The organism is Amycolatopsis nigrescens CSC17Ta-90 (genome assembly GCF_000384315.1).
Classification (GTDB): domain Bacteria; phylum Actinomycetota; class Actinomycetes; order Mycobacteriales; family Pseudonocardiaceae; genus Amycolatopsis; species Amycolatopsis nigrescens.
In genome coordinates, this window is sequence record NZ_ARVW01000001.1 from 2,531,933 (window position 1) to 2,557,203 (window position 25,271).

Sequence of the window (25,271 nt, forward strand, 5' to 3'; positions counted from 1 at the left end):
CTGATGAAGGAACGCCAGCTACGCAAACGCTGCCGGCGCCTGCTCAATCAGCTCGGCATCGACCCCCCGCTGGACGTCGGGCAGCTCTGCCTGCGACTCGGCGAGCAGCGCGGCAAGCCGATCCGGCTGATGCCCTATCCGCTGGAGGTACCCGGCCCGTTCGGCTGCTGGATCGCCACGCCCACCGCCGACTACATCTTCTTCCAGCAGGAGACCACCAAGGCGCACCAGGACCACATCATCCTGCACGAACTCGGCCACATCCTGGCCGACCACCATTCGATGGGCGATGCGGAGCCGGGCGACTTCCTGCCGGACGGCCCGCCGCTGGGCATCGACAGCGAGGCGGTCCGCCGCGCGCTGCGCCGCACCTCCTACGACGAGGCGCACGAATGGGAGGCGGAGACCGTCGCGACCATCATCCTGGAGTGGGCCTCCGTGCTGAACTACACGATGCCCGAGCGGGCGGACGACCGCGATCTGCGTCGGATCCAGGGCACGCTCGGCGACCGTCAAGGGTGGATGTGAAAGCGCTCTTCAGCCCACTGAACATCGCCGCGATGATCCTGTTCGCGGCCGCGCTGGCCTGGCGGGTCTTCCAGCTGCGCCGGTCGCCGCGGAGCCTGCCGCCGTGGGCGGTGACGGTGACCATCACCTGTGTCGCCGCCTCGTTCCTGTTCCAGCAGCAGGTGCTGGCGACCGCGGTGGACGAGGCGTTCGGCCGCGGTGCCGCCCGGCTGCTGATGAACGTGCTGCTGTCCATCGGGGTCTGCTCGCTGCTGGTCTTCTTCCTCGGCTCGGCGCTGGGGGAACGGCCGTACCGGCGGGCCGCCTTCGAGCTGCTCCCGCTGGCCGCGGTGATCGCGCTGATGGTGGTGGCGCTCGCGATCACGCCGCCGGAGGTGCGCGGCGCCAGCCTCAGCCCGGCCAGGGTGCACCTTCCCGGGGTCGCGCTGTTCTATCTCGGCGCCGGGCTCTACCTGATCTACGGCATGGTCTCCTGCGTCCGCTGGATGCTCCGCTACCTGCGCGCCGCGGACCGGCATCTGCGCGTCGGGCTGCGGATCGGCGCGATCGGGCTGGGCAGCGCCGCGCTCGGCAGCATCCTGCGCGCGCTGTACATCGTGATCGCGTGGGCGTTCGGGCCGAGTGTGCCTACGCTGCTGGCGATCGCCGTGCCGCTGGTCATCCTCGGCACCGTGGGTTTCCTGGTCGGCATCTGCTACCCCGGCCTGCGGGCCAGGCTCTCCGCGATCGGCCGCCGCCGTCAGCACCAGCGGCACTACCAGGAGCTGCATCCACTGTGGACACTGCTGGTGACCGCGTTCCCGACCATCGTGCTGCGGGAAGGGCGGCCGCGGCCGCTGGACCGGTTCCGGGCGCGTGCGGTGACCCGCCGCTACTACCGGCGGGTCATCGAGATCCGCGACGGGCTGGTGCAGCTGAGCCCGTACCTCGGCGCGGACCTGACCGCGCTGGCCGAAGACGATCCGCCCGGCGCGGCCGCGGAGCTCAGGGCCTCGCTCGACCGGCAGGCCGAGGGCGGCGAAAGCGACCACAAGGCGCGCCTGGTGCTGCCCGGCGGCGGCACCGACCTGGACGCCGACGTGCGACCGCTGCTGGCCTTGTCCCGCGCGGTCTCGACCGCGTGAAAGGCGGGAACGTGGATCTGGTGGTGACCGCCGGGCGGGTGCTGCCCCGGCCGGACAGCGTGCTCACCGACGGTGCCGTGCTGGTCCGCGATGAGCAGATCGTGGCGGTCGGTGGCCGCGAAGATGTGCTGCGGCAGGCACCGCCGTCGGCCGTCCGGCACGACTTCCCCGCGTCCACCCTGCTCGCCGGGTTGTTCAACAGCCACCTGCATCTCGCCTTCGACGCCGGGCCGGACACCTTGGGCGGCTTGGAAAGCGACCCGCTGGCGGGCGCGCTCGAACGCGCGAAGCAACTGCTCAGCACCGGCGTCACCACGGTGCGGGATCTGGGCGACAGCGGTCACCTGGCGATTTCGGTGCGGGACGCGCTGACCGGCGCCGCGCCCCGGATACTGGCCGCCGGCAGGCCGCTGACCGTGCCCGGTGGGCATTGTCACTTCTTCGGCGGCGAGGTGGCCGGTGACGACGAGATCCGCGCGCTGATCGACGCCAACGCGGCCGCCGGTGCCGACGTGATCAAGGTGATGGCCAGCGGCGGGCAGCTCACCCCGGGCGGCGCGAACATGTGGGAGTCCCAGTTCGACACCCGGCAGTTGCGGGTGATCACCGAGCACGCCGCGCGGCACGGGCTCCCGGTCGCGGCGCACGCGCACGGCGCGGACGCGATCGAGGCGAGCGTGGCAGCCGGGGTCGACACCATCGAGCACTGCACCTGGATGGTCGGGCCGCAGCAGGTCGAGACCCGCGAGCCGGTCGGGCGGCGGATGGCAGCCGATGGCATCGCTGCCTGCTCCACCAGCAGCCGCAACTGGCGGAAGATGGTGGAGCGGATGGGCGAGGAGGTCGCCGCCAGGGTCTACGGCAGGCTGACCTGGCTGGAGGAGCTGGGCGTACCGCTGATCGCCGGCACCGACGCCGGGCTGCCCGGTTCGGTCTTCGACGACCCGGTCGGCGCGCTGGAACTCTACGAATGGCTCGGTTTCCCGCGCGTGCGCATCCTGGAGATCGCCACCGTCGCCAGCGCCCGCGCGCTCGGCCTCAGCTCGATCACCGGCAGCCTCGCCCCCGGCCTGGCCGCTGACCTGCTCGTCGTCCGCGGTGACCCGCTCGCCGACCTCGGCGCCCTTCGCGATATCGACCTCGTCGTCGCCCGCGGCCACATCGCCTGACCAGCCCTCGCACCGGCCCAACGTGACGTTTGGCTCGTTCTATTGGCCAAACGTCACGTTGGGCTCGCCGGGCAGTTGGTGAATCGCTCACGGAAAGGTTTGGTGACAGCGTTTTAAAACGGTGTTATGGTTGCGGGAAGTTGGCGAGAGGGAGAGAAGATGAGCACGCTTACTGGGCCGGTGCAGTTGTTCAGCGTGATCGCGCTGGTTTCGCTGCCGACCGTGATGTTCGGCGGCTACGCGTTGATGGGCGTGCTGCGCAAGCAAGAGCTCACCGATTACCAGCGCATGTCCTTCAAGGCGGGGCACGCGCACGCGGGCGTTCTGCTGGTGCTCACCCTGGTCGCCCTGCAGCTGCTCGGCGCGGGCGGGCTCGGCGACCCGGCCCGCTGGACGGTCTGCTTCCTGCTGCTGTTCGGCGTGCTCGCCCAGTCCGGCGGGTTCTTCCTGAACCTGCTGATCAACAAGCCGGGTGAGCGGACCGCCGGGCACCTGGTCACCACCGGCGGCGCCATCCTGCTGGCCGCCGCCCTCCTGCTCACCGCCTACGGGGTCGCCGCGATCTGAAGATAGGCTGAATGGGCCACATTTGTTGACGTTGAGGACCACATCGTGCCTGAGTACCTGCCGACCGCGCCCTATCGGGGAACCCGTGACTTCCTCCCGCCGGAGATGTCCGTCCGCACGCAGGTCTTCGGGCAGCTGTACGACGTGCTGGAGCGGTACGGGTTTCTGCGCTATGACGGCCCGATCCTGGAGTCCGCGGAGATCTACGAGGCCAAGTCGGGTCAGGAGATCGCGGATCAGCAGCTCTACACGCTGACCGACCGTGGTGGGCGACGGCTGGCGTTGCGGCCGGAGATGACGCCGTCGGTGGCGCGGATGGTCGCGGGCAATGCGGGGTCGTTGCAGTTCCCGGTGCGCTGGTACAGCCACCCGAACTGCCACCGCTACGAGCGTCCGCAGCGGGGCCGGGTGCGGGAACACTGGCAGATCAACGCGGACATCTTCGGTTCGGACAGCGCGAACTGCGAGATCGAGATGTTCGAGCTGGTGCACGATCTGCTCGGGGCGTTCGGGGCCGGTGAGGATCTGTTCGTGGTGCGCGCGAACGACCGGAACCTGCTGGCGTCGGCGTTGACCGACCTGGTGGGGGTCACCGCGGAGCAGTTGCCGCAGGTGTTCGGCCTGGTGGACCGCTGGGAGAAGCAGGACCGCGACAAGCTGGCCGGCGCGGCGGAGGAGATCGGGCTGTCCGAGAAGCAGTTCGCCAAGCTCTCCGACACCCTCGGTGCGGGCACGGCGTTGCTGGACGAGCTGCCCGAGCAGGTCAAGGCGGAGTCGAACCTGGTCAAGGTGCTCGGCAGCAGCGCGGCCGGGCTGGTGCGGTACGACCCGTTGATCGTGCGGGGGCTGGCGTACTACACCTCGACCGTGTTCGAGGTGTTCGACACCTCGCCGGAGAACAACCGCGCGCTCTTCGGCGGCGGCCGCTACAGCGACCTGGCCGGGCTGTTCACCGCCCAGCAGATCCCCGGTATCGGGTTCGGCATGGGCGACGTGACGTTGATCGACTTCCTGCAGACCCACGACCTGCTGCCGAGCCCGCGCAGCGAGGTGGACGTGGTGGTGATCCCGGTGACCGAGGAGCTCGCCGACGCCGCCCGCACCGTCGCGACCAGGCTGCGGACCGCCGGGCTGCGCACCTCCACCCCGCTGGAGCAGCGCAAGCTCGGCAAGGAACTAGGCCGCGCCGACAAGGCCGGCGCGCAGGCCGTGGTCATCGTCGGCCAGGAAGACTGGGACGCCGGCAACGTCACCATCCGCAGCCTCCAGTCCAGGGAACAGAGGACGGTGCAGGTAGGGGACGTGGCAACTGAGGTGAACGGGCTATTGAGACCCTGACGTCGTGAGTGAAAAGTGTTGCTCCGGCAACACTTTTCACTCACGACCCCCGGTCAGCGCTGGAGCAGCTGAAGGGCCTCGACCGGGTAGCGGTCGCCGGCGACCGCCTCGGCCGGCACCGCCCGCTCGATCGCCTCGATGTCCGAAGTGGACAGTTCGAGGGTAGCGGCGGCCACGTTCTGCTCCAGGTACGCGCGGCGCTTGGTACCCGGAATCGGCACCACATCCGAACCGCGGCTCTGCACCCACGCCAGCGCCAGCTGCCCGGCCGTCACACCCCGCGACGCCGCCAGCGTGCGCAACGCCTCCACGATGGCCAGGTTCTGCTCCAGGTTCCCGTCTGCCATCCGCGGTTGGGAGCTCTGCCGGAAGTCGCCTTCCTTGAAGTCCTCCTTGGAGGTGAACCGGCCGGTCAGGAACCCGCGCCCGAGCGGCGAGTACGCCACGACGCCGATGCCAAGCTCACGGCAGGTCGGCACCACCTCGTCCTCGATGTCCCGCGACCACAGCGACCATTCGGTCTGCACCGCGGTGATCGGATGCACCGCGTGCGCCCGCCGGATGGTCTCCGCACTCGCCTCGGACAGCCCGAGGTACCGCACCTTGCCGGCTCGCACCAGCTCCGCCATCGCCTGCACGGTCTCTTCGATCTCCACGCCAGGATCGACCCGGTGCTGGTAGTACAGGTCGATGTGCTCGACGCCCAGCCGACGAAGTGAGTCCTCATTGGACTTCCGCACGTACTCGGCGTCCCCGCGCACGCCGCGCTTGGTGACGTCCGCCTCGTCCCGCACGATGCCGAACTTGCTGGCCAGCACCACCTGGTCGCGCCGATCGCGGACGGCCCTGCCGACCAGCTCCTCGTTCCGGCCGTAGCCGTACATGTCCGCGGTGTCCAGCATGGTCACGCCCAGCTCCAGCGCGCGGTGGATGGTGGCGATCGACTCGGCGTCGTTGCCCTCGCCGTAGAACTCGCTCATCCCCATGCAGCCGAGGCCCTGCGCCCCGACGGTCAGCTCGCCCAGCCTGTTTTCGGGCAGCGTCGACCCACTCATGTATTCCTTCTTCCTGATAACTGAAAACTATTTGCCGGCGGCGCGCGCGTACCGCTCCGGGTAGCGCTCACCGGCGACGGCCTCGGCGGGCGCCGCGGCCTCGATCGCCTCGATGTCCGAAGTGGACAGTTCGAGGGTGGCGGCGGCCGCGTTCTCCTCCAGGTACTTCCGCCGCTTGGTGCCCGGAATCGGCACTACGTCCGGCCCCTGCGCCTGCACCCAGGCCAGCGCCAGCTGCCCTGCCGTGACGCCCTTCGACGCCGCCAGCGTGCGCAACGCCTCGACGATGGCCAGGTTCTTCTCCAGGTTCCCGTCGCTGAACCGCGGCAGCCCGCGGCGCATGTCGTCGGCGGGCAGCTCGTCGACCGTGGTGATGCTGCCGGTCAGGAACCCGCGGCCGAGCGGTGAGAACGGCACCACGCCGATGCCAAGCTCCCGGCAGGCGGCCAGGATCTCGCCCTCGATCCCCCTGGTCCACAGCGACCATTCGCTCTGCAGCGCGGAGACCGGGTGCACCGCGTGCGCCTTGCGGATGGTGTCCGCGTTCGCCTCGGAGATGCCCAGGTAGCGCACCTTGCCCTCGTCGACCAGCTCGGACAGCGCGCCCCAGGTCTCCTCCACCGGCACGTTCGGGTCGACGCGGTGCTGGTAGTACAGGTCGATGTGGTCCACGCCGAGCCGCCGCAGCGAGTCCTCGGCGCACTGCTTGACGTACGCCGCGTCGCCGCGGGCGCCCATCTCGCCGTCGGTCCACACGATGCCGAACTTGGTCGCCAGCACCACCTCGTCGCGACGGTTCTTGATGGCCCGTCCGACGAGTTCCTCGTTCGCCCCGTTCGCGTAGACGTTCGCGGTGTCCAGCAGGGTGACGCCCAGTTCGAGCGCGCGGTGGATGGTGGCGACCGACTCGGTCTCGTTGTCGAACACGCCGTACGCCGCACTCATCCCCATGCAGCCGAGGCCCTGTGCGCCGACCTCGAGCTCACCCAGTTTTCTTGCCGGAATCACGCCGATACCTCCTGCGCCTGGCTATCCTCGGGGTACATCCCGGCCTCCAGGCAGCTGTAGTTGTTGATCTTGTAGTCGAGAATGTCCATACAGGACTGAAGTTCGGCGATCCTGGCCGCGACCGAAGTGCGCTGCTCCACCAGGATCGCCTTGCGACGACCGGTACTGGCCACCCCGCGGTGCCGGAGCGACGCGTACTCACGCATCGCCCTGATCGGCATCCCGGTCAGGCGCAGCTTGGTGAGGAACTCCAGCCAGGTCAGGTCGGTGTCCGAATAGGCCCGTCTGCCCGCCGCGTCCCTGGCGGGCGGGTCGAGCAGTTTGATGCGCTCGTAGTAGCGAAGGGTGTCGATCGACAGCCCGCTTCGCCGCGCGGCCTCCGCAATCGAGTAGCTCATGAGGCGACAGTACGACCTGGAGCGCACTCCAGGTCAAATCGTTCTCCGGCTCTCCCCGGAACGTCCGTTTCGGGTTTGGTAACACCGTTGCGATACACTCTGTGCATGCCTCGTCCCCGTACGCATGACGAAGCCCTCCGGCTCAAGCTGCTCGACCGCGCCGGGGAGTTGATCTCCGCGGAAGGCCCCAAGGCGCTGAGCCTGCGCAAGCTGGCCGCCGACGTTGGCACCTCGACCACCGCGGTGTACTCGCTGTTCGGCAGCAAGCCGGATCTGGTCACCGCGCTGTACATGGAGGGGTTCCGGCGGTTCCAGGCCAGGATGGCGCGGCTGGAGCCGACCGGCGATCCGGCGGAGGACCTGGTCCGGCTCGGGCTGACCTACCGCGAGTCCGCGCTGACCGACCCGCAGCTCTACTCGGTGATGTTCACCAAGGTGGTGCCCGGTTTCGAGGCGGGTGAAGAGGCGAAGGACCTGGCCAACTCGGCACTGGCCCCGCTGGTGCACACGGTGCGCGCCGGGATCGAAGCCGGCGTGTTCGCCGACGTGCCCCCCGAGGTGATCGCGGTCAGCTCCTGGGGCCTGGTGCACGGCCTGGTCACCTTGGAGCTCAACGGAAACCTTCCCGAAGACTTCGACGTGGCCTCGTCCTACGAATCCGCCCTTCGCGCAAACGCCTCCGGCTGGCGTCGCTGAGCGGCAGTTCCCGCAGTTTTCCGCGTTCGGCCGTAACGCGTGCAGTCGGCCTGCCGACGTGAAAGGCGCAGCACCCGATTCGTGCATTTCCCTTCACCGCACGCCAGCCAGCGGAATGTCCGGGAGGACTCGGTGTCCATCGGCCACTCGCCCACCGGGGAGCCTCTGCTCACCGTCCAGCCTCGACCGAAGCCGTTCTTTCTCCGGCGAAGATTTCTCCGTTCGTTCACCCCTTCGACATTCGCCGCCGTGGTCGGTCTGGTTGTCTTACTTGTTTCCGGAAACTTTCTACTGCCGTTCGAGCGCGTCCAGACGCTGGAAGGCAAGATGGGCTCCAAGGCGGACTTCTTCGACGACGAAGGGGTCCAGCGGCTGCTTCTCAAACACCACATCCGCGTGCACGTGACCAGGACCGGCTCCCGTGATGTCGCCACCAACGACGTGGACGCCTACGATTTCGTCTTCCCGTCCGGGCAGCCGACCGCCTTGCTGATCTTCAACGAGCGCAACCGGACCGGCAAATACGTCACCGTGCATCGGCCGTTCGTCAGCCCCATCGTGCTCGCCACCTATCGCGAATACGCCGAAACACTGCGTGAGGCGGGCGCGGCCAGCGTGCAGAGCGACGGCGGTGATGCCTCCTACTACAACCTCGACCTCCCCCTGTTCCTGGAACTGGTGGAGAGCGGGCGTTCCTGGAACGACCTCGGCATCACCGGCCACGGCACCACCAACGGGAACAAGGTGCTCGCGCAGACCTCCAACGTGTGCACCTCCAACGGAGCCGCGACCTACCTCGGGCTGGTCTCCTACGTCAAGCGGCCCGGAGTGCCGGCGGACGAAGCGGATGCCACCGCGCTGGCGCAGCGGATCAAACCGCTGCTGCGCGGCCAGGGCCTGCCCGCGGCCGCGCCGGCGGACCTCTACTTCGTGCCGGAAGGAAAAGAGACCGCGCCGGTCATCGTGATCTACGAGCACCAGTACCTCGCCCACCAGATCCAGCACCGGAACCAGCACGGAAGGCTGGACGCCGAACGCGTGCTGCTCTACCCGCAGACGGCCCTGCAGACGCAGCCGGAGTTCCTCGGGCTCAACGCGGACGGGGACCGGCTGGGACGGCTGGTCGCCACCGATCCCGGCCTGCGCCGCCGCGCGCTGGAACTCGGTTTCCGGGTGCTCGACAACACCGGGGTGACCGGCAGCGAGGTGCTGAACCAGTTCCTCCGCGAGCGGGAGGTGCCGGTGCCGTCCACCGAAGCCAGCGACACCAGAGCGAGCCTGCCGGACGTCCAGCTGCTGGAACGGATGATCACGGTGATCGGCGACTGCCCGGCCCAACTCGGCAACGGACCCGTGAAATGAGGGCGAGGCTGGGCGTTATCGCGCTCTGCGCAGCGTTCGGCGTGGCCGGCGCGATCACCGCCTGCGGTTCGGATCCGCCGGAGCGGACCACCCTGAGCGTGCTGGCCAGCTCGGAGCTCGCCGACATGCAGCCCCTGCTCGACGAGCTTCGCGAAGAGACCGGAGTCGAGCTGAAGCTGACCTACCAGGGCACCGTGGACGCCACCAACGCGCTCACCCCCGGGGAGTACGGCTACGACCTGGCCTGGCTGTCCTCGGACCGGTACTTCCAGCTCAAGCTCGCCAAGACGGGCTACGCCGGGCCGCGCCCGCTGAGCACCAACATCATGCTTTCGCCGGTGGTCGTCGGGGTGCGGCCGAAGACGGCCGAGTTCCTCCGCGGTGGCACCGCGGACGGGCGGCTGTCCTGGGCGGACCTCGCCGACCGCGCAGCCGCGGGTCAGTTCCGGTTCGGGATGGCCGATCCGCATCGCTCCGGGAGCGGGCTGGCCGCGCTGATCGGGGTGGCCACGGCCGCTGCCGGCACCGGAAACGCGCTGAGCCCCGAGGACGTGACCTGCGACCGGCTCGGCGGCTTCCGGACCGGCCATGCGCTCACCGCGGAGAGTTCCGGCCGCCTGGTCGAAGAGTTCGTCGGGCGCCCGGAACTGGCCGACGCGCTGATCGGCTACGAGTCGGTGCTGCTCTCGCTGAACGACAGCGGCAAACTGCCGGAGCCGCTGGAGATCATCTATCCGACGGACGGCATCGTGCAGTCCGAGTACCCGCTGCTGCTGCTCGATCCCGGGAAACGCGCCGCGTACGACAAGGTGATCGACTGGCTCAAGCGCGGCCCGGTGCAGCAGAAGATCATGGAACGCACCTTGCGCCGGCCGCTCGACACCGGCGTACCGCGAGATCTGCGGTTGCAGGCGTCGGCGGGAAACGCGCTGTATTTCCCCGACCGGCAGGAAGTGGTCGACAAACTGCTCGCCTACTACGGTGATCCGAAACCGGGCCGGGTGATCTTCCTGCTCGATTTCTCCGGATCCATGGCGGGCGATCGAATTGCCGCGCTGCGGTCCACGTTCGCCGGACTCAGCGGCGCTGACGGCAGTTCCGACGGAAAGTTCACCCGGTTCTTCCAGGGTGAGAATTTCACCGTCATGCGATTCGGCGGGCGAATACTCGGCGAGCGGAGTTTCACCATCGGCGGTCCTGCCGATCTCGACGCCGTGCGCGCCTTCGTCGCGACCGACGATTTCGACCAGAACACCGCGGTCTGGTCCGGTCTCGACCACGCTTACCAGCAAGCGGCGGGCTTTCTCGGCGCCGAGCCGGGAAGACCGATTTCGATCGTGCTGATGACCGACGGCGAGAACAACGCCGGCATGGGCCTGGACGAGTTCCTCCAGCGGCACAGCACGGCCCCCGCGAAGGACGTGCACACCTACACCATCCGGTTCGGTGAAGCCGATGCCGGCGAGCTCGACCGCGCGGCGCGCGCGACCGGCGGCCGGATGGTCGATGCCAATGCCAGTTCCCTGCTCGACGCGTTCAAGGAGACCCGTGGCTGCCGATAGCGAACTCTGGTGGAGCGTCTGGTGGCCGTGGGTGCTGCTGTGGGCACTCACCGCGGCCGCGGTGGTCGCGGCGGTGGTGATCCTGGTGACGCATTGGCGCCGCAGCGGCCGGCGTCCGACACCGCGCCGGGTCAACGACATCAGCTTCTACCTCGACGACGACTCGGTGATGGACATCTACCGGCAGCAGCGGTACAAGCCGGCGCTGCGGCAGCAGGTCGAGGAGAAGATCAGCAGCAGCAAGAGTGCCGAAGTCAGTGCGGAAAGCCCGGTCCTGAAGGGCGGCGCCAAACACAACGTGAACAGCGAGATCTTCCGCAAGTACATCGAGAAGGCCGAGCCGATCACCGTCATCGGCATCATCCTCGAGGTGCTGGAAGGCGCCGACGACATCGTGCACGTGGACCTGGGGAAGAGTCAGATCGCGCACAACAAGGCGATGACCAAGGCACTGGACCCGGCCGACGGCACCGAGTCCGACCAGCGCGCCCCGGTCGGCCTGAGCGACCTCGACGCGTACGTCTCGCTCAAGGGCCTGTTCCGGAAGGACACCCAGAACGGCGAGGTCACCACGTTCCTGGCGCCCTACGGGAGCGCCGCCGACACCGACGGCGCATGGGTCCGCGCGGAGTGCGCCACCAGCGGGCTGCGCCGGACCGTGCCGAAGGGCGCTTTCCAGGCCCGCTGCCTCGGCAAGGTCCAGGACTGGGACCCCCGCACCCGCGAGCTGGTCATCGACCCCATCGCCATCTTCCGCTGACCGGGACTGTCCCTTAAGGCCGCCATAGGGGCGTTGAACGCCCTCATGGTGGCCTTAAGGGGCGATCAGCGGGGGCCGTATTGGCGGTCGCCGGCGTCGCCGAGGCCGGGCACGATGAAGCCGGAGTCGTTGAGGCGCTCGTCGATGCTGGCGGTCACCACCCGCATCGGCAGGCCGGTGGTCTCCAGGTGCCGGATGCCCTCGGGCGCGGCCAGCGCGCAGACCGCGGTGACGTCCGTGGCGCCGCGCTCGACCAGCAGCCGGATCGTGTACTCCATCGAGCCGCCGGTGGCCAGCATCGGGTCCAGCACCAGCACCGGGCGGTCCGCCAGGTTCTCCGGCAGCGACTCCAGGTACGGCTTCGGCTGCAGGGTCTCCTCGTCGCGCGCCAAGCCGACGAAGCCCATCTGCGCGTCCGGGATCATCTTGTGCGCCTGGTCGGCCATGCCAAGCCCGGCGCGGAGCACCGGCACCAGCAGCGGCGGGTTCGCCAGCCGGAAACCGTCGGTGCGCGCGACCGGGGTGTGGATCCGCTCGGTCCGCACCGGCGCGTCGCGGGTCGCCTCGTACATCAGCATCACGCTCAGCTCGTGCAGCGCGGCCCGGAACGCGGCGCTGTCGGTCCTGGCGTCACGCATGGTGGACAGCCGGGCCTTGGCCAGCGGGTGATCGACGACGAGAACGTCCATGGAGGGACACGCTAGCTCAAGCCGGGCTATCCCCACCGCACCTGCTCCAGTTCCCGCACCGCTTCGTAGTGGTTGACCGTGTGCGCGAACTGGTTCGCCAGGAACTGGAACTTTTCATCCGGCCAACGGGGTACGTCGAGCGAAGGTGCTTCGCCGTCTTCACCGACTTCACAGCCTTCAGGCGGTTCGGCGGTGACGGTCAGTTTCCAATTCGCGTAACAGCCGCGCACCAGCCAGCTCTGTTCCAGCGATTCCATCGCCAACTCCTTACCGGACAACGAAGTGGTGACCAACCCTGCCGCTCGGCCACCGGGTCCGGCAAATTTCCATTCGGGTGAACCCCCTTTCTTGACCCGGTGGCAACGACCGAAGGTCAGGAAAGGCAATAAAATCGAGAACCGAAGCGGGCATCCTGGGGTACTTGCGAGCCCCAGCCACGTTCCGGCAAGAGCTGCTGGATCTCGTGCGCGCCGGGCAAGAACGAAACTGGCATGAAACCTCGCAAGCCGGTGAGGTGGCCAGCACTTGGCGGAACCTGAGCCAGTCCGAGGCCAACGCGACGTTTATCCGCAACTACGAAGCGATGGTCGTTCCCGGGCTCGCGCAGATACCCGCCTACACGCGAGCCGTGGTCCAAGGTAGCGGACGACCGCTGACCGAAGCCCAGGTCGAACGATTTGTCGCAGCCCGTCAGTCGCGGCAGCTCATTCTCCGGCAGCGGACCACACCGACCGTCCAACTGCTAATGGACGAAATGGTGCTGCATCGACCCGTCGGCGGGCCGGAAGTTCTGCGGGCACAGCTACGACATCTGCTCAACGGACCGTTTCTGCTCCTGCACTTGCAAGACGGATCGCGCCTGGTCTACTCGGAGGGCCAGGCCGGTAGTTCGTTCTTGGAAGAAGAGGAGCATTTCAAGTTCGTGAACGAAACCTGGCGCCTGCTCTTCGCCGCCGCACTGTCCCCCGGAGACAGTGCGTGGATGCTTACCCAGACCCTGGGCAGCGCAACAACCGCGAAGGATGCACAACTGACCTCCCCGCCACAGGCGTAACCCACGGTGGCATCCTGGCCTTCCCGGCCACGAGCTGGACCGCTTTCCTCGATCACCAACGCTGAAGGAACTCGATGCCGCACGAGATCATCAACCCGGACGGCCTCGCCGATCCGGTGAGCTACGGCTACAGCCACATCGCCCGCACCTCCGGCGACGTCATCTTCATCGCCGGGCAGTACGCGGCCGACCCCGACGGGCAGCTTGTTTCACCGGACTTCGCCGCTCAGGTGCGGCAGTCGCTGGCCAACCTCGGTGTCGCACTGCGAGCGGCCGGCCTCGGCTTCGAGCACGTGGTCCGGCTCGGCACCTACGTGGTCGATCATGACCTGGACAAGCTGGCCGTCATCGGCGAGCAGATCGCCGAGATCTGGGGCCCGAAACCACCCACCCAGACGCTGCTCGGCGTAGCCTCCCTCGCCCTGCCCGGCATGCTCTTCGAAATCGACGCGGTCGCCGTGCAGTGACTTCGGTGGCCACGGCAACACGCCGGTGCGCGACACAGCGGCCGACCATCAGCTAACGGTAGCCGAGTGGACACGCTCTGCGGTCTACGGGTCGTGTCCGCACAAAGTGCGATTTCACGGCGCCGCCAGGCCGCTAAAGTGTGCGCGTGACCGATGCCGAACGTCCCGCGATGCGCGCTTCCGACACTGACCGTGAGCGAGTCGCGCAGATCCTGCACGCCGCGATGGGCGAGGGCCGGATCACCATGGAGGAGCTCGAAGAGCGGCTGACCGAGGTGTATGCCGCGAAGACCCTCGCCGACCTGGAACCGATCACGGCCGACCTGCCGGTCGCCACCGGCGGTACCGTCGCCACCGCGCCGACCCGCGCGGTGGGCGCACCGGACGACCGGATCGGCGGCAGGCCGGGGTCGACCACCTCGATCGCGATCATGTCCGGCGCGGACCGCAAGGGCGCCTGGGTGCTGCCGCAGCAGCACAACAGCTTCGCCTTCTGGGGCGGGGTGAACATCGACCTGCGCAAGGCCCGGTTCGAGGAGAAGCACTCCACCATCACCGCGGTCGCGATCATGGGCGGCATCGACATCGTGGTGCCGGACGACGTGATCGTGGACGTCACCGGGATCGGCTTCATGGGAGCGTTCGAGACCAAGGACAGCGGCGAGGTCCGGACCCCGCCGCCGGACGCGCCGGTGATCAAGGTGACCGGGTTCGCCTTCTGGGGCGGAGTCACGGTGATCCGCAAGGGCCCCAAGAAGAACACCAAGCAAATCAAGGAATAGAACCAAATCTGGGGGATTCTGGTGTTTCGCAAGCTGCTGTCCGTTGTCGCGGGCGCGGCCATGCTGGTTACCGCCGCGCCCGCGTCGGCCGAGATCTCACCCGTGCAGGCCGCGCTGGACGCGGCGATCGCGGCCGGCAACCCCGGCATGCTCGCGGTCGCCACCGACTTCCGGGGCGCCGCCGGGGTCGCCGACATCCACCGCGAGGGCGAACCGGACCCGGCCGGGCGTTTCCGCATCGCCAGCGTGTCCAAGAGCTTCACCGCGACGATCGTGCTGCAACTGGCCGCCGAGCACGAGCTCGGCCTGGACGACCTGATCGACGACCACCTCCCCGGCCTGCTGCCCTACCGCAAGCCGATCACCATCCGCCAGCTGCTGCAGCACACCAGCGGCATCCCCCGCGACCTGCCGCCGGGGCCGAAGTGGGACGGCCCGGAGGACCTGGCCACCGAGCGGTTCTCCAGCTTCACCCCGGCCGAGATGGTCCGGCTCAGCACCACCCAGCCGATGCTCTTCGAGCCGGGCGCCGGCTGGTTCTACTCGAACACCGGCTACACCGTGCTCGCCATGCTGATCGAGAAGATCACCGGCCGGCCGTTCGAGTTCGCCCTGCGCGACCGGCTGACCAGGCCACTCGACCTGCGGGACACGTCACTGGTCCGCGACTTCCCGCTGCTGCCCCGCCCGGCCGCGCGCGGTTACGAGCAGTCGTTCCCGGAACCGGCGCCGATGACCGACCTGACCGAGTACAACCTCTCCCGCTACTTCGGCTCCGGCAGCCTCATCTCCAGCGCCACCGACGTGAACACCTTCTTCCACGCCCTGCTCGGCGGCGAGCTGCTGCCGCCGGATCTGCTGGCCCAGATGAAGACCACCACCCCCGGGATCGACCCGGTGACCGGGCAATACGCCGGCTACGACTACGGCCTCGGCCTGATGCGGCTGCCGCTGCGCCCGTTCTGCGGCACCGACCAGGTGGTCTGGGGCCACGGCGGCGACGTGCCCGGCTACAACACCTGGAGCGCGACCACCGAACGCGCCGACCGGCAGATCACCACCATGGCCAACCGGGACTTCACCACGCCGCAGGAAGGCATCGTCGCCAGGCTGATGCCCATGGTCAGCGAGTTCTGCACCCCGACCACCACCCCCAAAATCGCCATTTCCGCAGGTCAGCTGTCGTGAGTGAAAAGTGTTGCCGGGGCAACACTTTTCACTCACGAGGTCGGCGGGAGCTGGTTAGGGCGAGATCGGGCCGCCGTGGCCGCTTAGACTCGGCGGTATGACAGCTACCACGGCCGGGTCATCGGCGATCCCGCTGACCGATGCCGGATCAGTCACCCGCGACGAGCAAAGCCTGCGCCGTTTCCTGCACGGCCTGCCGGGCGTGGACCAGGTCGGCGTCGAACAACGCGCGGCCGGGCTGGCCACCCGCAGCATCAAGAAGGCGGCCAAGCTCTGGGCGATCGACACCGCGATCTCGATGGTCGACCTGACCACCCTGGAAGGCGCCGACACCCACGGCAAGGTGCGCGCGCTCGCAGCGAAGGCACGGCGTCCCGACCCCGAGCGGCCGGACACCCCGCAGGTCGCCGCGCTGTGCGTGTACCCGGACCTGGTGCGCACCGCGGTGGACGCGGTCGCCGGCACCGGCATCGGGGTGGCCAGCGTGGCCACCGCCTTCCCGTCCGGGCGCTCCAGCCGCGAGGTCAAGCTGGCCGACGTCAAGCTCGCGGTGGACGCGGGCGCGACCGAGGTGGACATGGTGATCGACCGCGGTGCCTTCCTGGAAGGCCGCTACGGGCAGGTGTTCGAGGAGATCCAGTCGATCAAGGCGGCCTGCGGGCCGGCCCATCTGAAGGTCATCCTGGAGACCGGCGAGCTGGCCACCTACGACAACGTGCGCCGGGCGTCCTGGCTGGCCCTGCTGGCCGGCGGCGACTTCATCAAGACCTCCACCGGTAAGGTCTCCCCCGCCGCCACCCTGCCGGTCACGCACGTGATGCTGCAGGCGGTGCACGACTGGCGCGCCACCACCGGCGAGCTGCGCGGAGTGAAGCCCGCCGGCGGCATCCGGACCACGAAGGACGCCATCAAGTACCTGGTGGCCGTGCACGAGGTGGCCGGCGAGGACTGGCTCACCCCGACCCTGTTCCGCTTCGGCGCCTCCAGCCTGCTCAACGACCTGTTGCTGCAGCGCCGCACCCAGCTCGACGGCCACTACAGCGGCCCTGACTACGTGACGGTGGACTAGAAATGCCTGTTTTCGAGTACGCGCCCGCGCCGGAGAACCGGGACCTGGCGAACCTCAAGCCCAGTTACCGCCCGTTCATCGGCGGCGAGTTCGTGGACGGGGCCGGCGAGCCGCTGAAGTCCGTCAACCCGGCCACCGAAGAGGTGCTGGCCGAGGTGAGCACCGCATCACCGTCCGATGTGGACACTGCGGTGCAGGCGGCGCGCAAGGCCTACGACAAGGTCTGGGGCAAGATGCCCGGCGCGGAACGCGCCAAGTACCTGTTCCGGATCGCGCGGCTGATCCAGGAACGCTCGCGTGAGCTGGCCGTGCTGGAGAGCCTGGACAACGGCAAGCCGATCAAGGAGTCCCGCGACTCCGACGTGCCGACCGCGGCCGCGCACTTCTTCTACCACGCCGGCTGGGCGGACAAGCTGGACTACGCCGGGCTCGGGCCGGACCCGCGCCCGCTCGGCGTGGCCGGGCAGATCATCCCGTGGAACTTCCCGCTGCTGATGCTGGCCTGGAAGATCGCGCCCGCGCTGGCCTGCGGCAACACCGTGGTGCTCAAACCGGCCGAGACCACCCCGCTGACCGCGCTGGTGTTCGCCGAGATCTGCCAGCAGGCAGACCTGCCGCCCGGGGTGGTGAACATCCTGCCCGGCGCCGGGGACGTCGGCGGCGAGCTGGTCAACCACGCCGGCATCGACAAGATCGCGTTCACCGGTTCCACCGACGTCGGCAAGCTGATCCAGCGCCAGGTCGCGGGCACGCCGAAGAAGCTCACCCTGGAGCTCGGCGGCAAGGCGGCCAACGTGGTGTTCGACGACGCGCCGCTGGACCAGGCCGTCGAGGGCATCGTGAACGGCATCTTCTTCAACCAGGGGCACGTCTGCTGCGCCGGCTCGCGGCTGCTGGTGCAGGAGTCCATCGCCGAGGAGCTGCTGGCCAAGCTGCGCACCAGGGTGAGCACGCTGCGGCTCGGCGACCCGCTGGACAAGAACACCGACATCGGCGCGATCAACTCGGCCGAGCAGTTGGCCAAGATCCGCGGGCTCGTCGAGTCCGGGGACAGCGAGGGCGCGCAGCGCTGGACCAGCCCGTGCCCGGTGCCGGACAAGGGTTTCTTCTTCGCCCCCACGGTGTTCTCCGACGTGCAGCAGTCCATGCGGATCGCCCGCGAGGAGATCTTCGGGCCGGTGCTGTCCGTGCTCACCTTCCGCACCCCGGACGAGGCGGTGACCAAGGCGAACAACACGCCGTACGGGCTGTCGGCCGGGATCTGGACCGAGAAGGGCTCGCGCATCCTGTGGATGGCGAACCAGCTGCGCGCCGGCGTGGTCTGGGCCAACACGTTCAACCGCTTCGATCCGACCGCGCCGTTCGGCGGATACCAGGAATCGGGCTTCGGCCGTGAAGGCGGCCGTGCCGGGCTGGAGGCTTACCTCAATGTCTGACCGGATGTCTGACCGCATCTCCGTGGCGAAGACGTACAAGCTGTTCATCGGCGGCAAGTTCCCGCGCTCGGAGTCCGGGCGGGTGTACCCGGTCACCGACTCGAAGGGCAAGTTCCTGGCCAACGCCGCGCACGCGTCGCGCAAGGACGTGCGGGACGCCGTGGTCGCCGCGCGCAAGGCGTTCCCCGGCTGGGCTTCGGCCACCGCGTACAACCGCGGGCAGGTGCTCTACCGCGTCGCCGAGATGCTGGAGGGCCGGCGCGAGCAGTTCGCCGCCGAGGTCGCCGCGTCCGAGGGCGTGCCGTCGCGCACCGCACAGTCCCTTGTGGACACCGCGATCGACCGCTGGGTGTGGTACGCGGGCTGGACGGACAAGATCGCCACCGTGCTGGGCGCAGCGAACCCGGTGGCGGGGCCGTACTTCTCGTTCACCGTGCCGGAGCCGACCGGGGTGGTCGCGGTGCTCGCGCCGCAGAAGTCCTCGCTGCTCGGGCTGGTCAGCGTGCTGGCGCCGGTGCTCGCCGGCGGCTCCACCGCGGTGGTGGTCAGCAGCGCCGACCGGCCGCTGCCGTCGATCACGCTGTCCGAGGTGCTGGCCACGTCGGACCTGCCCGGCGGTGTGGTGAACATGCTGACCGGGCGTGCCGCGGAACTGGGCGGCTGGCTGGCCGCGCACGGGGACGTGAACGCGCTCGACCCGACCGGCGCGGACCCCGAGTCCCGCGCCGAACTGGCCAGGGAAGCCGCCGGCACCGTCAAGCGCGTGCTCACCGTGCCCGAGTCCGAACCGGACTGGACCCGGCGCCCGGACCTTTCCCGACTGCGCCGCTACCTCGAGTCCAAAACCGTCTGGCACCCCCTCGGCGTCTAGCTCCACTCACCCTGCTCGCTCAATGCAGCGAAGGCCACCTTCGCTGCATTGAGCGCAGGCAAGGTGGCCTTCGCTGCATACGGTCAGACGCCGATGTCGGTGCGGGTGAGGGGGCGGAAGGGGAGCAGCGGGCTGCCAGGGCGGGCGCGGATGCCGTCGAGCATGATCGCCATGCAGCGGTCCGGGGCCATCCGCGACGCGTCCTCGTACTGGCTGGGCATCTGGCGCACCAGCAGCATGAACAGCATCGCCACGTCGCCGGTGCCGATGTCGTCGCGCAGCGCGCCGTCGGTCTGCGCCTGGTGCACCAGGCCGTCCAGCTCATCGACCAGCGCGTACCGGAACTCGTTGGTCATCGGGTCGTCTTCGAGCACCGACCGCGCCAGTGGCGACACCATGGCCAGCTGCACGCTCAGCTGCAGCTCACGCGACTGACGCAGGAAGCGGACCAGCGCATCCCAGGCCGTCGGCTCCTCCGCCACCGCGGCCCGCGCCTCGATCAGCACGTTCTCGAAGTTGTCCCTGGCCACCGCCCTGATCAGGGCCTCCCGGTCCGGGAAGCGGCGGTACAGGGTGCCGACCCCGACCCCGGCCGCGCGCGCGATCTCCTCCATCGGCACGTCCGCGCCCAGCTCGGCGAACATCCGCTTGGCCGCCAGCAAGATCTGGCCACGGTTCCGGCGCGCGTCCGCCCTCAGGTTCGCCTCGGAATCCGTTGTCATTCCACCTCCCTCGCACGTCGGGGGATTCTCGCATGCCCCGCCCGAATCCAGGTGGACGGAAAGCTTCCACTTCCAGTAACTTGGTGACAGGAAACGGAAGAAAAACGTCCGTATACTCTTTGCCCGGATTGGGGTCCCACCATGACCGACCTGGCCGACCAACCGGTTTCCACCGACTTCCCCCTGCCGCGGACCTGTCCGTTCAGCCCGCCGGAGGAATACAAGGACATCCGCGAAAGCGACGAGATCACCAGGGTGCTGCTGCCGTCGGGCAAACACGCCTGGGCAATCAGCCGGCACCAGGACATCAGGGCCGTGCTCAGCGACCCCCGGTTCAGCTCGGACCGCCTGGCCCCCGGGTTCCCGCAGCTGACCAAGAGCGCCCCGGTCAACAGCAAGGTCCCGCCGTCGCTGATCGGCATGGACGCGCCCGAGCACGGCCCGGCCCGCCGCGCCGTGGTCGGCGAGTTCACCGTCAAACGGATGCAGGCACTACGACCACGCATCCAGGAAATCGTCGACGAGCACATCGACGCCATGCTCGCCGGACCGCGCCCAGTCGACCTGGTACGGGCGCTGTCCCTGCCGGTGCCCTCGCTGGTCATCTGCGAACAACTCGGCGTGCCCTACTCCGACCACGACTTCTTCCAGGCCCGCACCGCCAGGATGATCAACCGTGAGACCGCCGTCGAGGACCGGCAGGCCGCGTTCGACGATCTTCGCGGCTACCTGGACGAGCTGGTCACCGCGAAGGAACGCGACCCCGGCGACGACCTGCTCGGCCGCCAAGTGCTCAAGCATCGCGAAAGCGGCACCGAGGACCACGGGGCACTGGTCAGCCTGGCCTTCCTGCTCCTGCTCGCCGGGCACGAGACGACCGCGAACATGATCTCGCTCGGCACCGTCGCGCTGCTGGAGAACCCAGAGCAGCTCGCCGCCATCCGCGCAGACCCTGCCAAGACGCCGGAGGCCGTCGAGGAGCTGCTGCGCTACTTCACCATCGCCGAGATCGCCGGGGCCAGGGTGGCCACCGAGAACGTGCGGATCGGCCGCACGCTGATCAAGGCCGGCGAAGGCGTGGTGACCCTGGGCAACGCGGCCAACCGCGACCCCGCCGCGTTCGAGGATCCGGACGCACTCGACATCGAACGCGGCGGCCGTCATCACGTCGCTTTCGGCTTCGGACCGCACCAGTGCCTCGGCCAGAACCTGGCAAGGATGGAACTGCAGATCGTCTTCGACACCCTCTTCGAGCGCATCCCCGGCCTTCGGCTGGCGACCACTGTGGACGAACTTCCGTTCAAGGACGACGCCGCCATCTACGGCCTCTACGAGTTGCCGGTGACCTGGTAACAGGCGCCGAGAAGGAAAACATCCCGCTCAGCTTCGTCGGATTGGGGACCACCATGACCGAACTGGCCGAACAGCCGATGCCCACCGCCTTCCCGAAACCACGAGCCTGCCCGTTCAGCCCACCCGCCGACTACCGAGACCTGCGGGAGAACGCCCCGGTCACCAAGGCGCTGCTGCCGTCGGGCCAGCACGCCTGGCTGGTCAGCCGGCACGAGGACGTCCGCGCGGCGCTGACCGATCCCAGGCTGAGCTCCGACCGCAAGCACCCCGGCTTCCCGGTCTTCGTCAAGGACCAGCGCATCGTCTCCGACTTCAACTCTTCGCTGATCGGCATGGACGCGCCCGAGCACGGCCCGGCCCGCCGCGCCGTGGTCGGCGAGTTCACCGTCAAACGGATGCAGGCACTACGACCACGCATCCAGGAAATCGTCGACGAGCACATCGACGCCATGCTCGCCGGACCGCGCCCAGTCGACCTGGTACGGGCGCTGTCCCTGCCGGTGCCCTCGCTGGTCATCTGCGAACAACTCGGCGTGCCCTACTCCGACCACGACTTCTTCCAGGTGCGCTCGTCCCAGCTGCTCAGCCGCGCGACCACCAGCGAGCAGCGGCAGAGCGCGTTCAACGAACTCCGGGGCTACCTGGACGAGCTGGTCACGGCGAAGCAGCGCGACCCCGGTCACGACCTGCTCGGCCGTCAGGTGCTCAAGCATCGCGAAAACGGCACCGAGGACCATGGCGCACTGGTCGGCCTCGCCTTCCTGCTGCTGGTCGCCGGGCACGAGACGACCGCGAACATGATCTCGCTGGGCACCCTCACCCTGCTGGAGAACCCCGAGCAACTGCGGACGATTCGCGAAGATCCCGGCAAGACGCTGGACGCGGTCGAGGAACTGCTGCGCTACTTCACCATCGCGGAGGTCGCCACCTCCAGGGTGGCGCTGGCGGACCTGGAGATCGGCGGCGTGCCGATCAAGGCCGGGGAGGCCGTGGTCGCGCTGGGCAACTCGGCCAACCGCGACCCGGCGGCCTTCCCGTCACCGGACGAGTTCGACATCGAGCGCGGCGGGCGCCATCACGTCGCTTTCGGCTTCGGCGCGCACCAGTGCCTCGGGCAGAACCTGGCCAGGATGGAACTGCAGATCGTCTTCGACACCCTCTTCGAGCGGATCCCCGGCCTGCGGCTGGCGACCACCGTCGACGAGCTGTCGTTCAAGGAGGACGCCACCGTCTACGGCATCCACGAGATGCCGGTGACCTGGTAGCAGAGAGGAGTACGGCGATGCGGATAGTCGCGGACACCGGGCGCTGCGTCGGCGCCGGGCAGTGTGTGCTCACCGAACCCGGTGTGTTCGACCAGAGCGACGACGACGGCACGGTGGTGCTGCAGACCGAGGAGGTGGCCGGCGGGCAGCTGGACAAGGTGCGCGAGGCGGTGCACATCTGCCCCAGCCAGGCGCTTTCGCTGGCCGAAAGCGGCTGAGAACAGGCAGCGGACGCTCCCGTGTGGGATCCTCTCGGCCATCTAGTAACCCCGAGAGGATCCCTCGTGAGCAACCCCGGCGACCCCAATCAGTACCCACCCTCCGGGCCACAGCCGCAGCAGCCGCCACCGCAGCAGCCGTACGGTCAGCAGTACCCGCCTCCCGGCTACGAGCAGCAGTCCTATGCCCAGTACGGGCAACAGCCATACGGGCAGCCCTACGGCCAGCCCGCCTTCCCGCCGCAGGGCCCGGCATGGGGACAGGGCCCTGGGCCGGGCTACCTGCCGCCCGAAGCGCCACTGGGCCAGGCGTACAACGACGGCGTCAACGTGGTCCGGGTGCTGGCCAGCCCGGGCAGGCGGCTTGGCGCACGGCTGCTGGACAGCCTGTTCCTGATCCTGGGCATGGCCGTTCTGATGGGCATCGGCGTCGGCATCACCTTCGCCGTCAACGGCACCCAGAACGATCTGGAGGCGGCCGGCATCATCGTGCTGGTCGTCTTCGGCGTGCTGACGTTCATCGCGATGGTGCTCTACGAACCGATCTGCATCTGGAAATGGGGCGGCACGCCGGCCAAGCTCATCCTCGGCATCCGGGTGGTGCGCACCTCGGACGGGCAGCAGTGGCCGACCTTCGGCATGTCCCTGTGGCGCTACGTGTTCCAGTTCCTGATGAACCTGGTGTCCTGCGTCGGGCTGCTGGACATCCTCTGGCTGCTCTGGGACCGGCCGCTCTACCAGTGCCTACACGACAAGGTCGCCAACACGGTCGTCGTCCGGGTCAGCTGAGGGTCGTGAGTGGAAAGTGTTGCCCCAGCAACACTTTCCACTCACGACCAGCTACTTGACCGCGCCCATGGAGAGGCCGCGCACCAGGTGGTTCTGCGCGATCCAGCCGACGATCATCACCGGCAGCGACGCGAGCAGCGCGGCCGCGGAAAGCTGCGCCCAGTACAGCCCTTCACTGGTGATGAAGCCGACCAGGAACAGCGGCACCGTGCCGGCGCGGGCGGCGGTCAGGTTGACCGCGTAGAAGAATTCGGTCCAGGAGAAGATCACGCAGATCAGCGCGGTCGCCGCGATCCCGGGCGCGACCACCGGCAGGATCACCTTGCGCAACAGGGTCGGCAGGTCTGCCCCGTCGATCCGGCCGGCCTCGATCATCTCCTTGGGCACTTCGAGGAAGAACGAGCGCATCATCCAGATCGCCAGCGGCAGGTTCATCGCGGTGTACAGGATGATCAGCGCCCACACGTTGTCCAACAGCTGGGTGCTCTGCGAGATCACGTACAGCGGGATGATCGCCGCCACGATCGGCAGCATCTTGGTGGACAGGAAGAACCCGAGCGCGTTGGACGTGCCCTTCACCGGCGCCAGCGAAAGCGCGTAGGCGGCGGGCACGCCGAGCACCAGCACGGCGAGGGTGGACACCACCGTAACGAACGCCGAGTTTCCCAGGTATGGCAGGAAACCGCGGTGGAAGATCTCCGCGAACTGGTCGAAGGTCGGGCTGAAGAACACCTTCGGCGGGTTGGTCGCCGCGTCCGACTCCTGCTTGAAGGCGGTGAGCACCATCCACAGCAGCGGGAACACGAACAGGATCGCGATCGCCCAGGTGGCCACCGTCAGCGAGGACTTGCCGAGCCGGTTGTTGGTGGTGGTCATCACTTCACCCCGCCGTCCACCGAGAAGGTACGGAACATCAGGCGCAGTGCGAAGGTGGCCACGATCAGCGTCATGATCACCACGACCACCCCCATCGCCGAGGACTGCCCGACGTCGAAGCCCTCGAACGCGCGCTGGTAGATGTAGTACGGCAGGTTGGTGCTCGCCGTACCGGGACCGCCCTGGGTCATCAGGAAGATCGCGTCGAAGCTGTTCACGATGTAGATCGCGCCGAGCAGCACGGCCAGCTGCAGATAGCGGGACAGCTGTGGCAGGGTGATGGACGCGAACGTGCGCCATCGCCCGGCGCCGTCCACCGCGGCGGCTTCCAGCACCTCCTTGGACTGCGCCTGCAACCCGGCCAGGATCAGCAGCATCATGAACGGCGTCCACTGCCAGATCACCTGGGTCATCACCGAGGCCAGCGGGAACTGGGAGAGCCAGTCGGTGCTCCCGCCGAAGACGAAGTTCAGCAGCCCGTTCACCGGGTCGAACATGGTGGTCTTCCACAGCAGCGCGCCCGCCGCGGGCAGGATCAGGAACGGCGTGATCAGCAGCGTGCGGACCACCCCGCGGCCGAGGAACTTGCGGTCCAGCAGCAGCGCGAGGCCGAGACCGAGCAGCATCGCGATCAGCACGCAGACCACGGTGAGCACCACCGTGTTCAGCAGCGCACCGCGGAACTGGCTGTCGGTGAACACGTCCACGTAGTTCTGCAGGCCGACGAAATGCGAAGAGCCGGGCCGCACCAGGTTCCACGACTGGAACGAGTAGAACACGGTGAGCAGGAAGGGAATCTGCGTCACGGCCACGGTGAAGATCAGCGCGGGCAGCAGCGGCAGGCGCCGCCGCCACGCGGTGCTGCCCTTCACCTTCCTTGGCGCGCGCACGGTTTCCGGAATGATCTCTGGCGTACTGACTGCCT

The 25,271-nt window shown here is 68.4% G+C and carries 28 protein-coding genes; 20 read left to right on the top strand and 8 right to left on the bottom strand.

Annotated elements, in window-relative coordinates; translation table 11 throughout:
* Positions 1-3 precede the first annotated feature (3 nt).
* From AMYNI_RS0111710 to hisS, 5 genes are all read left to right on the top strand, one after another.
* Positions 4-528 carry a M48 family metalloprotease gene (locus tag AMYNI_RS0111710; RefSeq protein WP_020668202.1) on the top strand — a complete coding sequence of 175 codons (525 nt, stop codon included), beginning with the start codon at positions 4-6 and terminating at the stop codon, positions 526-528.
* Complete coding sequence (locus AMYNI_RS0111715; RefSeq protein WP_020668203.1) at positions 525-1,652, top strand: MAB_1171c family putative transporter; 1,128 nt, start codon at positions 525-527, stop codon at positions 1,650-1,652. The genes AMYNI_RS0111710 and AMYNI_RS0111715 overlap by 4 nt, the downstream gene beginning before the upstream one ends.
* Positions 1,653-1,663: 11 nt before the next feature.
* Complete coding sequence (locus AMYNI_RS0111720; protein WP_026360332.1) at positions 1,664-2,821, top strand: amidohydrolase family protein; 1,158 nt, start codon at positions 1,664-1,666, stop codon at positions 2,819-2,821.
* 159 nt (positions 2,822-2,980) lie between these two features.
* The gene (locus tag AMYNI_RS0111725) at positions 2,981-3,388 is read left to right on the top strand and encodes a hypothetical protein (protein WP_026360333.1); all 408 of its coding nucleotides are present in this window, start codon (positions 2,981-2,983) and stop codon (positions 3,386-3,388) included.
* Positions 3,389-3,433: 45 nt separating this feature from the next.
* Positions 3,434-4,726 (top strand): histidine--tRNA ligase, encoded by a 1,293-nt coding sequence (gene hisS / locus AMYNI_RS0111730; RefSeq protein ID WP_026360334.1) that lies wholly within the window; start codon positions 3,434-3,436, stop codon positions 4,724-4,726.
* Between the two features lie 53 nt (positions 4,727-4,779).
* Here hisS and AMYNI_RS0111735 read toward each other — a convergent pair whose 3' ends face one another.
* From AMYNI_RS0111735 to AMYNI_RS0111745, 3 genes are read right to left on the bottom strand one after another with little or no spacing between them, the layout of a single operon-like run.
* Positions 4,780-5,781 (bottom strand): aldo/keto reductase, encoded by a 1,002-nt coding sequence (locus AMYNI_RS0111735; protein WP_020668207.1) that lies wholly within the window; start codon positions 5,779-5,781, stop codon positions 4,780-4,782.
* A 27-nt stretch (positions 5,782-5,808) separates the two neighbouring features.
* A complete protein-coding gene (locus AMYNI_RS0111740) occupies positions 5,809-6,789 on the bottom strand; it encodes an aldo/keto reductase (RefSeq protein ID WP_020668208.1) in 981 nt (326 codons plus the stop codon).
* Positions 6,786-7,187, bottom strand: a complete 402-nt coding sequence (locus tag AMYNI_RS0111745) for a MerR family transcriptional regulator (RefSeq protein WP_020668209.1) — start codon at positions 7,185-7,187, stop codon at positions 6,786-6,788. Before AMYNI_RS0111745 ends, AMYNI_RS0111740 begins: the two co-directional genes overlap by 4 nt.
* A 105-nt stretch (positions 7,188-7,292) precedes the next feature.
* Between AMYNI_RS0111745 and AMYNI_RS0111750 the strand changes: the two genes are divergently transcribed.
* The 4 genes from AMYNI_RS0111750 (at position 7,293) to AMYNI_RS0111765 (ending at position 11,567) form a co-directional block, all read left to right on the top strand.
* On the top strand, positions 7,293-7,883 hold the full coding sequence (locus AMYNI_RS0111750; RefSeq protein ID WP_020668210.1) for a TetR/AcrR family transcriptional regulator: 591 nt from the start codon (positions 7,293-7,295) through the stop codon (positions 7,881-7,883).
* A gap of 327 nt (positions 7,884-8,210) precedes the next feature.
* Positions 8,211-9,245, top strand: a complete 1,035-nt coding sequence (locus AMYNI_RS0111755; protein ID WP_020668211.1) for a hypothetical protein — start codon at positions 8,211-8,213, stop codon at positions 9,243-9,245.
* Positions 9,242-10,807: a substrate-binding and vWA domain-containing protein gene (locus AMYNI_RS0111760; protein WP_020668212.1), complete on the top strand. Its 1,566-nt coding sequence runs from the start codon at positions 9,242-9,244 to the stop codon at positions 10,805-10,807. Before AMYNI_RS0111755 ends, AMYNI_RS0111760 begins: the two co-directional genes overlap by 4 nt.
* Complete coding sequence (locus AMYNI_RS0111765) at positions 10,794-11,567, top strand: hypothetical protein (protein WP_020668213.1); 774 nt, start codon at positions 10,794-10,796, stop codon at positions 11,565-11,567. Before AMYNI_RS0111760 ends, AMYNI_RS0111765 begins: the two co-directional genes overlap by 14 nt.
* Before the next feature lie 65 nt (positions 11,568-11,632).
* On the opposite strand, the gene upp is transcribed toward AMYNI_RS0111765, so the two are convergent.
* Both upp and AMYNI_RS44390 read right to left on the bottom strand, forming a co-directional pair.
* On the bottom strand, positions 11,633-12,256 hold the full coding sequence (upp, locus tag AMYNI_RS0111770; protein ID WP_020668214.1) for a uracil phosphoribosyltransferase: 624 nt from the start codon (positions 12,254-12,256) through the stop codon (positions 11,633-11,635).
* Between the two features lie 26 nt (positions 12,257-12,282).
* Complete coding sequence (locus AMYNI_RS44390; protein ID WP_020668215.1) at positions 12,283-12,513, bottom strand: hypothetical protein; 231 nt, start codon at positions 12,511-12,513, stop codon at positions 12,283-12,285.
* 164 nt (positions 12,514-12,677) lie between these two features.
* Here AMYNI_RS44390 and AMYNI_RS44395 point away from each other — a divergent pair, with 164 nt between their 5' ends.
* The 7 genes from AMYNI_RS44395 (at position 12,678) to AMYNI_RS0111810 (ending at position 19,123) form a co-directional block, all read left to right on the top strand.
* A complete protein-coding gene (locus AMYNI_RS44395; RefSeq protein ID WP_157357330.1) occupies positions 12,678-13,310 on the top strand; it encodes a DUF5753 domain-containing protein in 633 nt (210 codons plus the stop codon).
* Between the two features lie 74 nt (positions 13,311-13,384).
* Complete coding sequence (locus AMYNI_RS0111785) at positions 13,385-13,777, top strand: RidA family protein (protein ID WP_020668217.1); 393 nt, start codon at positions 13,385-13,387, stop codon at positions 13,775-13,777.
* 170 nt (positions 13,778-13,947) lie between these two features.
* Positions 13,948-14,559: a DUF1707 SHOCT-like domain-containing protein gene (locus tag AMYNI_RS0111790; RefSeq protein ID WP_020668218.1), complete on the top strand. Its 612-nt coding sequence runs from the start codon at positions 13,948-13,950 to the stop codon at positions 14,557-14,559.
* 21 nt (positions 14,560-14,580) lie between these two features.
* The gene (locus AMYNI_RS0111795; RefSeq protein WP_020668219.1) at positions 14,581-15,747 is read left to right on the top strand and encodes a serine hydrolase domain-containing protein; all 1,167 of its coding nucleotides are present in this window, start codon (positions 14,581-14,583) and stop codon (positions 15,745-15,747) included.
* A 97-nt stretch (positions 15,748-15,844) separates the two neighbouring features.
* The gene (gene deoC, locus AMYNI_RS0111800) at positions 15,845-16,816 is read left to right on the top strand and encodes a deoxyribose-phosphate aldolase (protein ID WP_020668220.1); all 972 of its coding nucleotides are present in this window, start codon (positions 15,845-15,847) and stop codon (positions 16,814-16,816) included.
* A 2-nt stretch (positions 16,817-16,818) separates the two neighbouring features.
* Positions 16,819-18,252 carry an aldehyde dehydrogenase family protein gene (locus AMYNI_RS0111805; RefSeq protein ID WP_020668221.1) on the top strand — a complete coding sequence of 478 codons (1,434 nt, stop codon included), beginning with the start codon at positions 16,819-16,821 and terminating at the stop codon, positions 18,250-18,252.
* Between the two features lie 4 nt (positions 18,253-18,256).
* The gene (locus tag AMYNI_RS0111810) at positions 18,257-19,123 is read left to right on the top strand and encodes an aldehyde dehydrogenase family protein (protein ID WP_020668222.1); all 867 of its coding nucleotides are present in this window, start codon (positions 18,257-18,259) and stop codon (positions 19,121-19,123) included.
* 83 nt (positions 19,124-19,206) lie between these two features.
* Here AMYNI_RS0111810 and AMYNI_RS0111815 read toward each other — a convergent pair whose 3' ends face one another.
* Positions 19,207-19,845, bottom strand: coding sequence for a TetR/AcrR family transcriptional regulator (locus tag AMYNI_RS0111815; RefSeq protein ID WP_020668223.1), 639 nt, complete (start codon positions 19,843-19,845; stop codon positions 19,207-19,209).
* A gap of 141 nt (positions 19,846-19,986) precedes the next feature.
* On the opposite strand from AMYNI_RS0111815, the gene AMYNI_RS0111820 reads away from it, so the two are divergent.
* From AMYNI_RS0111820 to AMYNI_RS0111835, 4 genes are all read left to right on the top strand, one after another.
* Complete coding sequence (locus AMYNI_RS0111820) at positions 19,987-21,198, top strand: cytochrome P450 (RefSeq protein WP_020668224.1); 1,212 nt, start codon at positions 19,987-19,989, stop codon at positions 21,196-21,198.
* A 53-nt stretch (positions 21,199-21,251) separates the two neighbouring features.
* Entirely contained in the window at positions 21,252-22,463 is a 1,212-nt protein-coding gene (locus AMYNI_RS0111825; protein ID WP_026360336.1) for a cytochrome P450, read from the top strand.
* Positions 22,464-22,480: 17 nt separating this feature from the next.
* Positions 22,481-22,681: a ferredoxin gene (locus AMYNI_RS0111830; protein WP_020668226.1), complete on the top strand. Its 201-nt coding sequence runs from the start codon at positions 22,481-22,483 to the stop codon at positions 22,679-22,681.
* Between the two features lie 66 nt (positions 22,682-22,747).
* The gene (locus AMYNI_RS0111835; RefSeq protein WP_020668227.1) at positions 22,748-23,470 is read left to right on the top strand and encodes an RDD family protein; all 723 of its coding nucleotides are present in this window, start codon (positions 22,748-22,750) and stop codon (positions 23,468-23,470) included.
* Between the two features lie 51 nt (positions 23,471-23,521).
* Here AMYNI_RS0111835 and AMYNI_RS0111840 read toward each other — a convergent pair whose 3' ends face one another.
* Both AMYNI_RS0111840 and AMYNI_RS0111845 read right to left on the bottom strand, forming a co-directional pair.
* The gene (locus AMYNI_RS0111840; RefSeq protein ID WP_020668228.1) at positions 23,522-24,346 is read right to left on the bottom strand and encodes a carbohydrate ABC transporter permease; all 825 of its coding nucleotides are present in this window, start codon (positions 24,344-24,346) and stop codon (positions 23,522-23,524) included.
* On the bottom strand, positions 24,346-25,251 hold the full coding sequence (locus AMYNI_RS0111845; RefSeq protein WP_026360337.1) for a carbohydrate ABC transporter permease: 906 nt from the start codon (positions 25,249-25,251) through the stop codon (positions 24,346-24,348). Before AMYNI_RS0111845 ends, AMYNI_RS0111840 begins: the two co-directional genes overlap by 1 nt.
* Positions 25,252-25,271 lie beyond the last annotated feature (20 nt).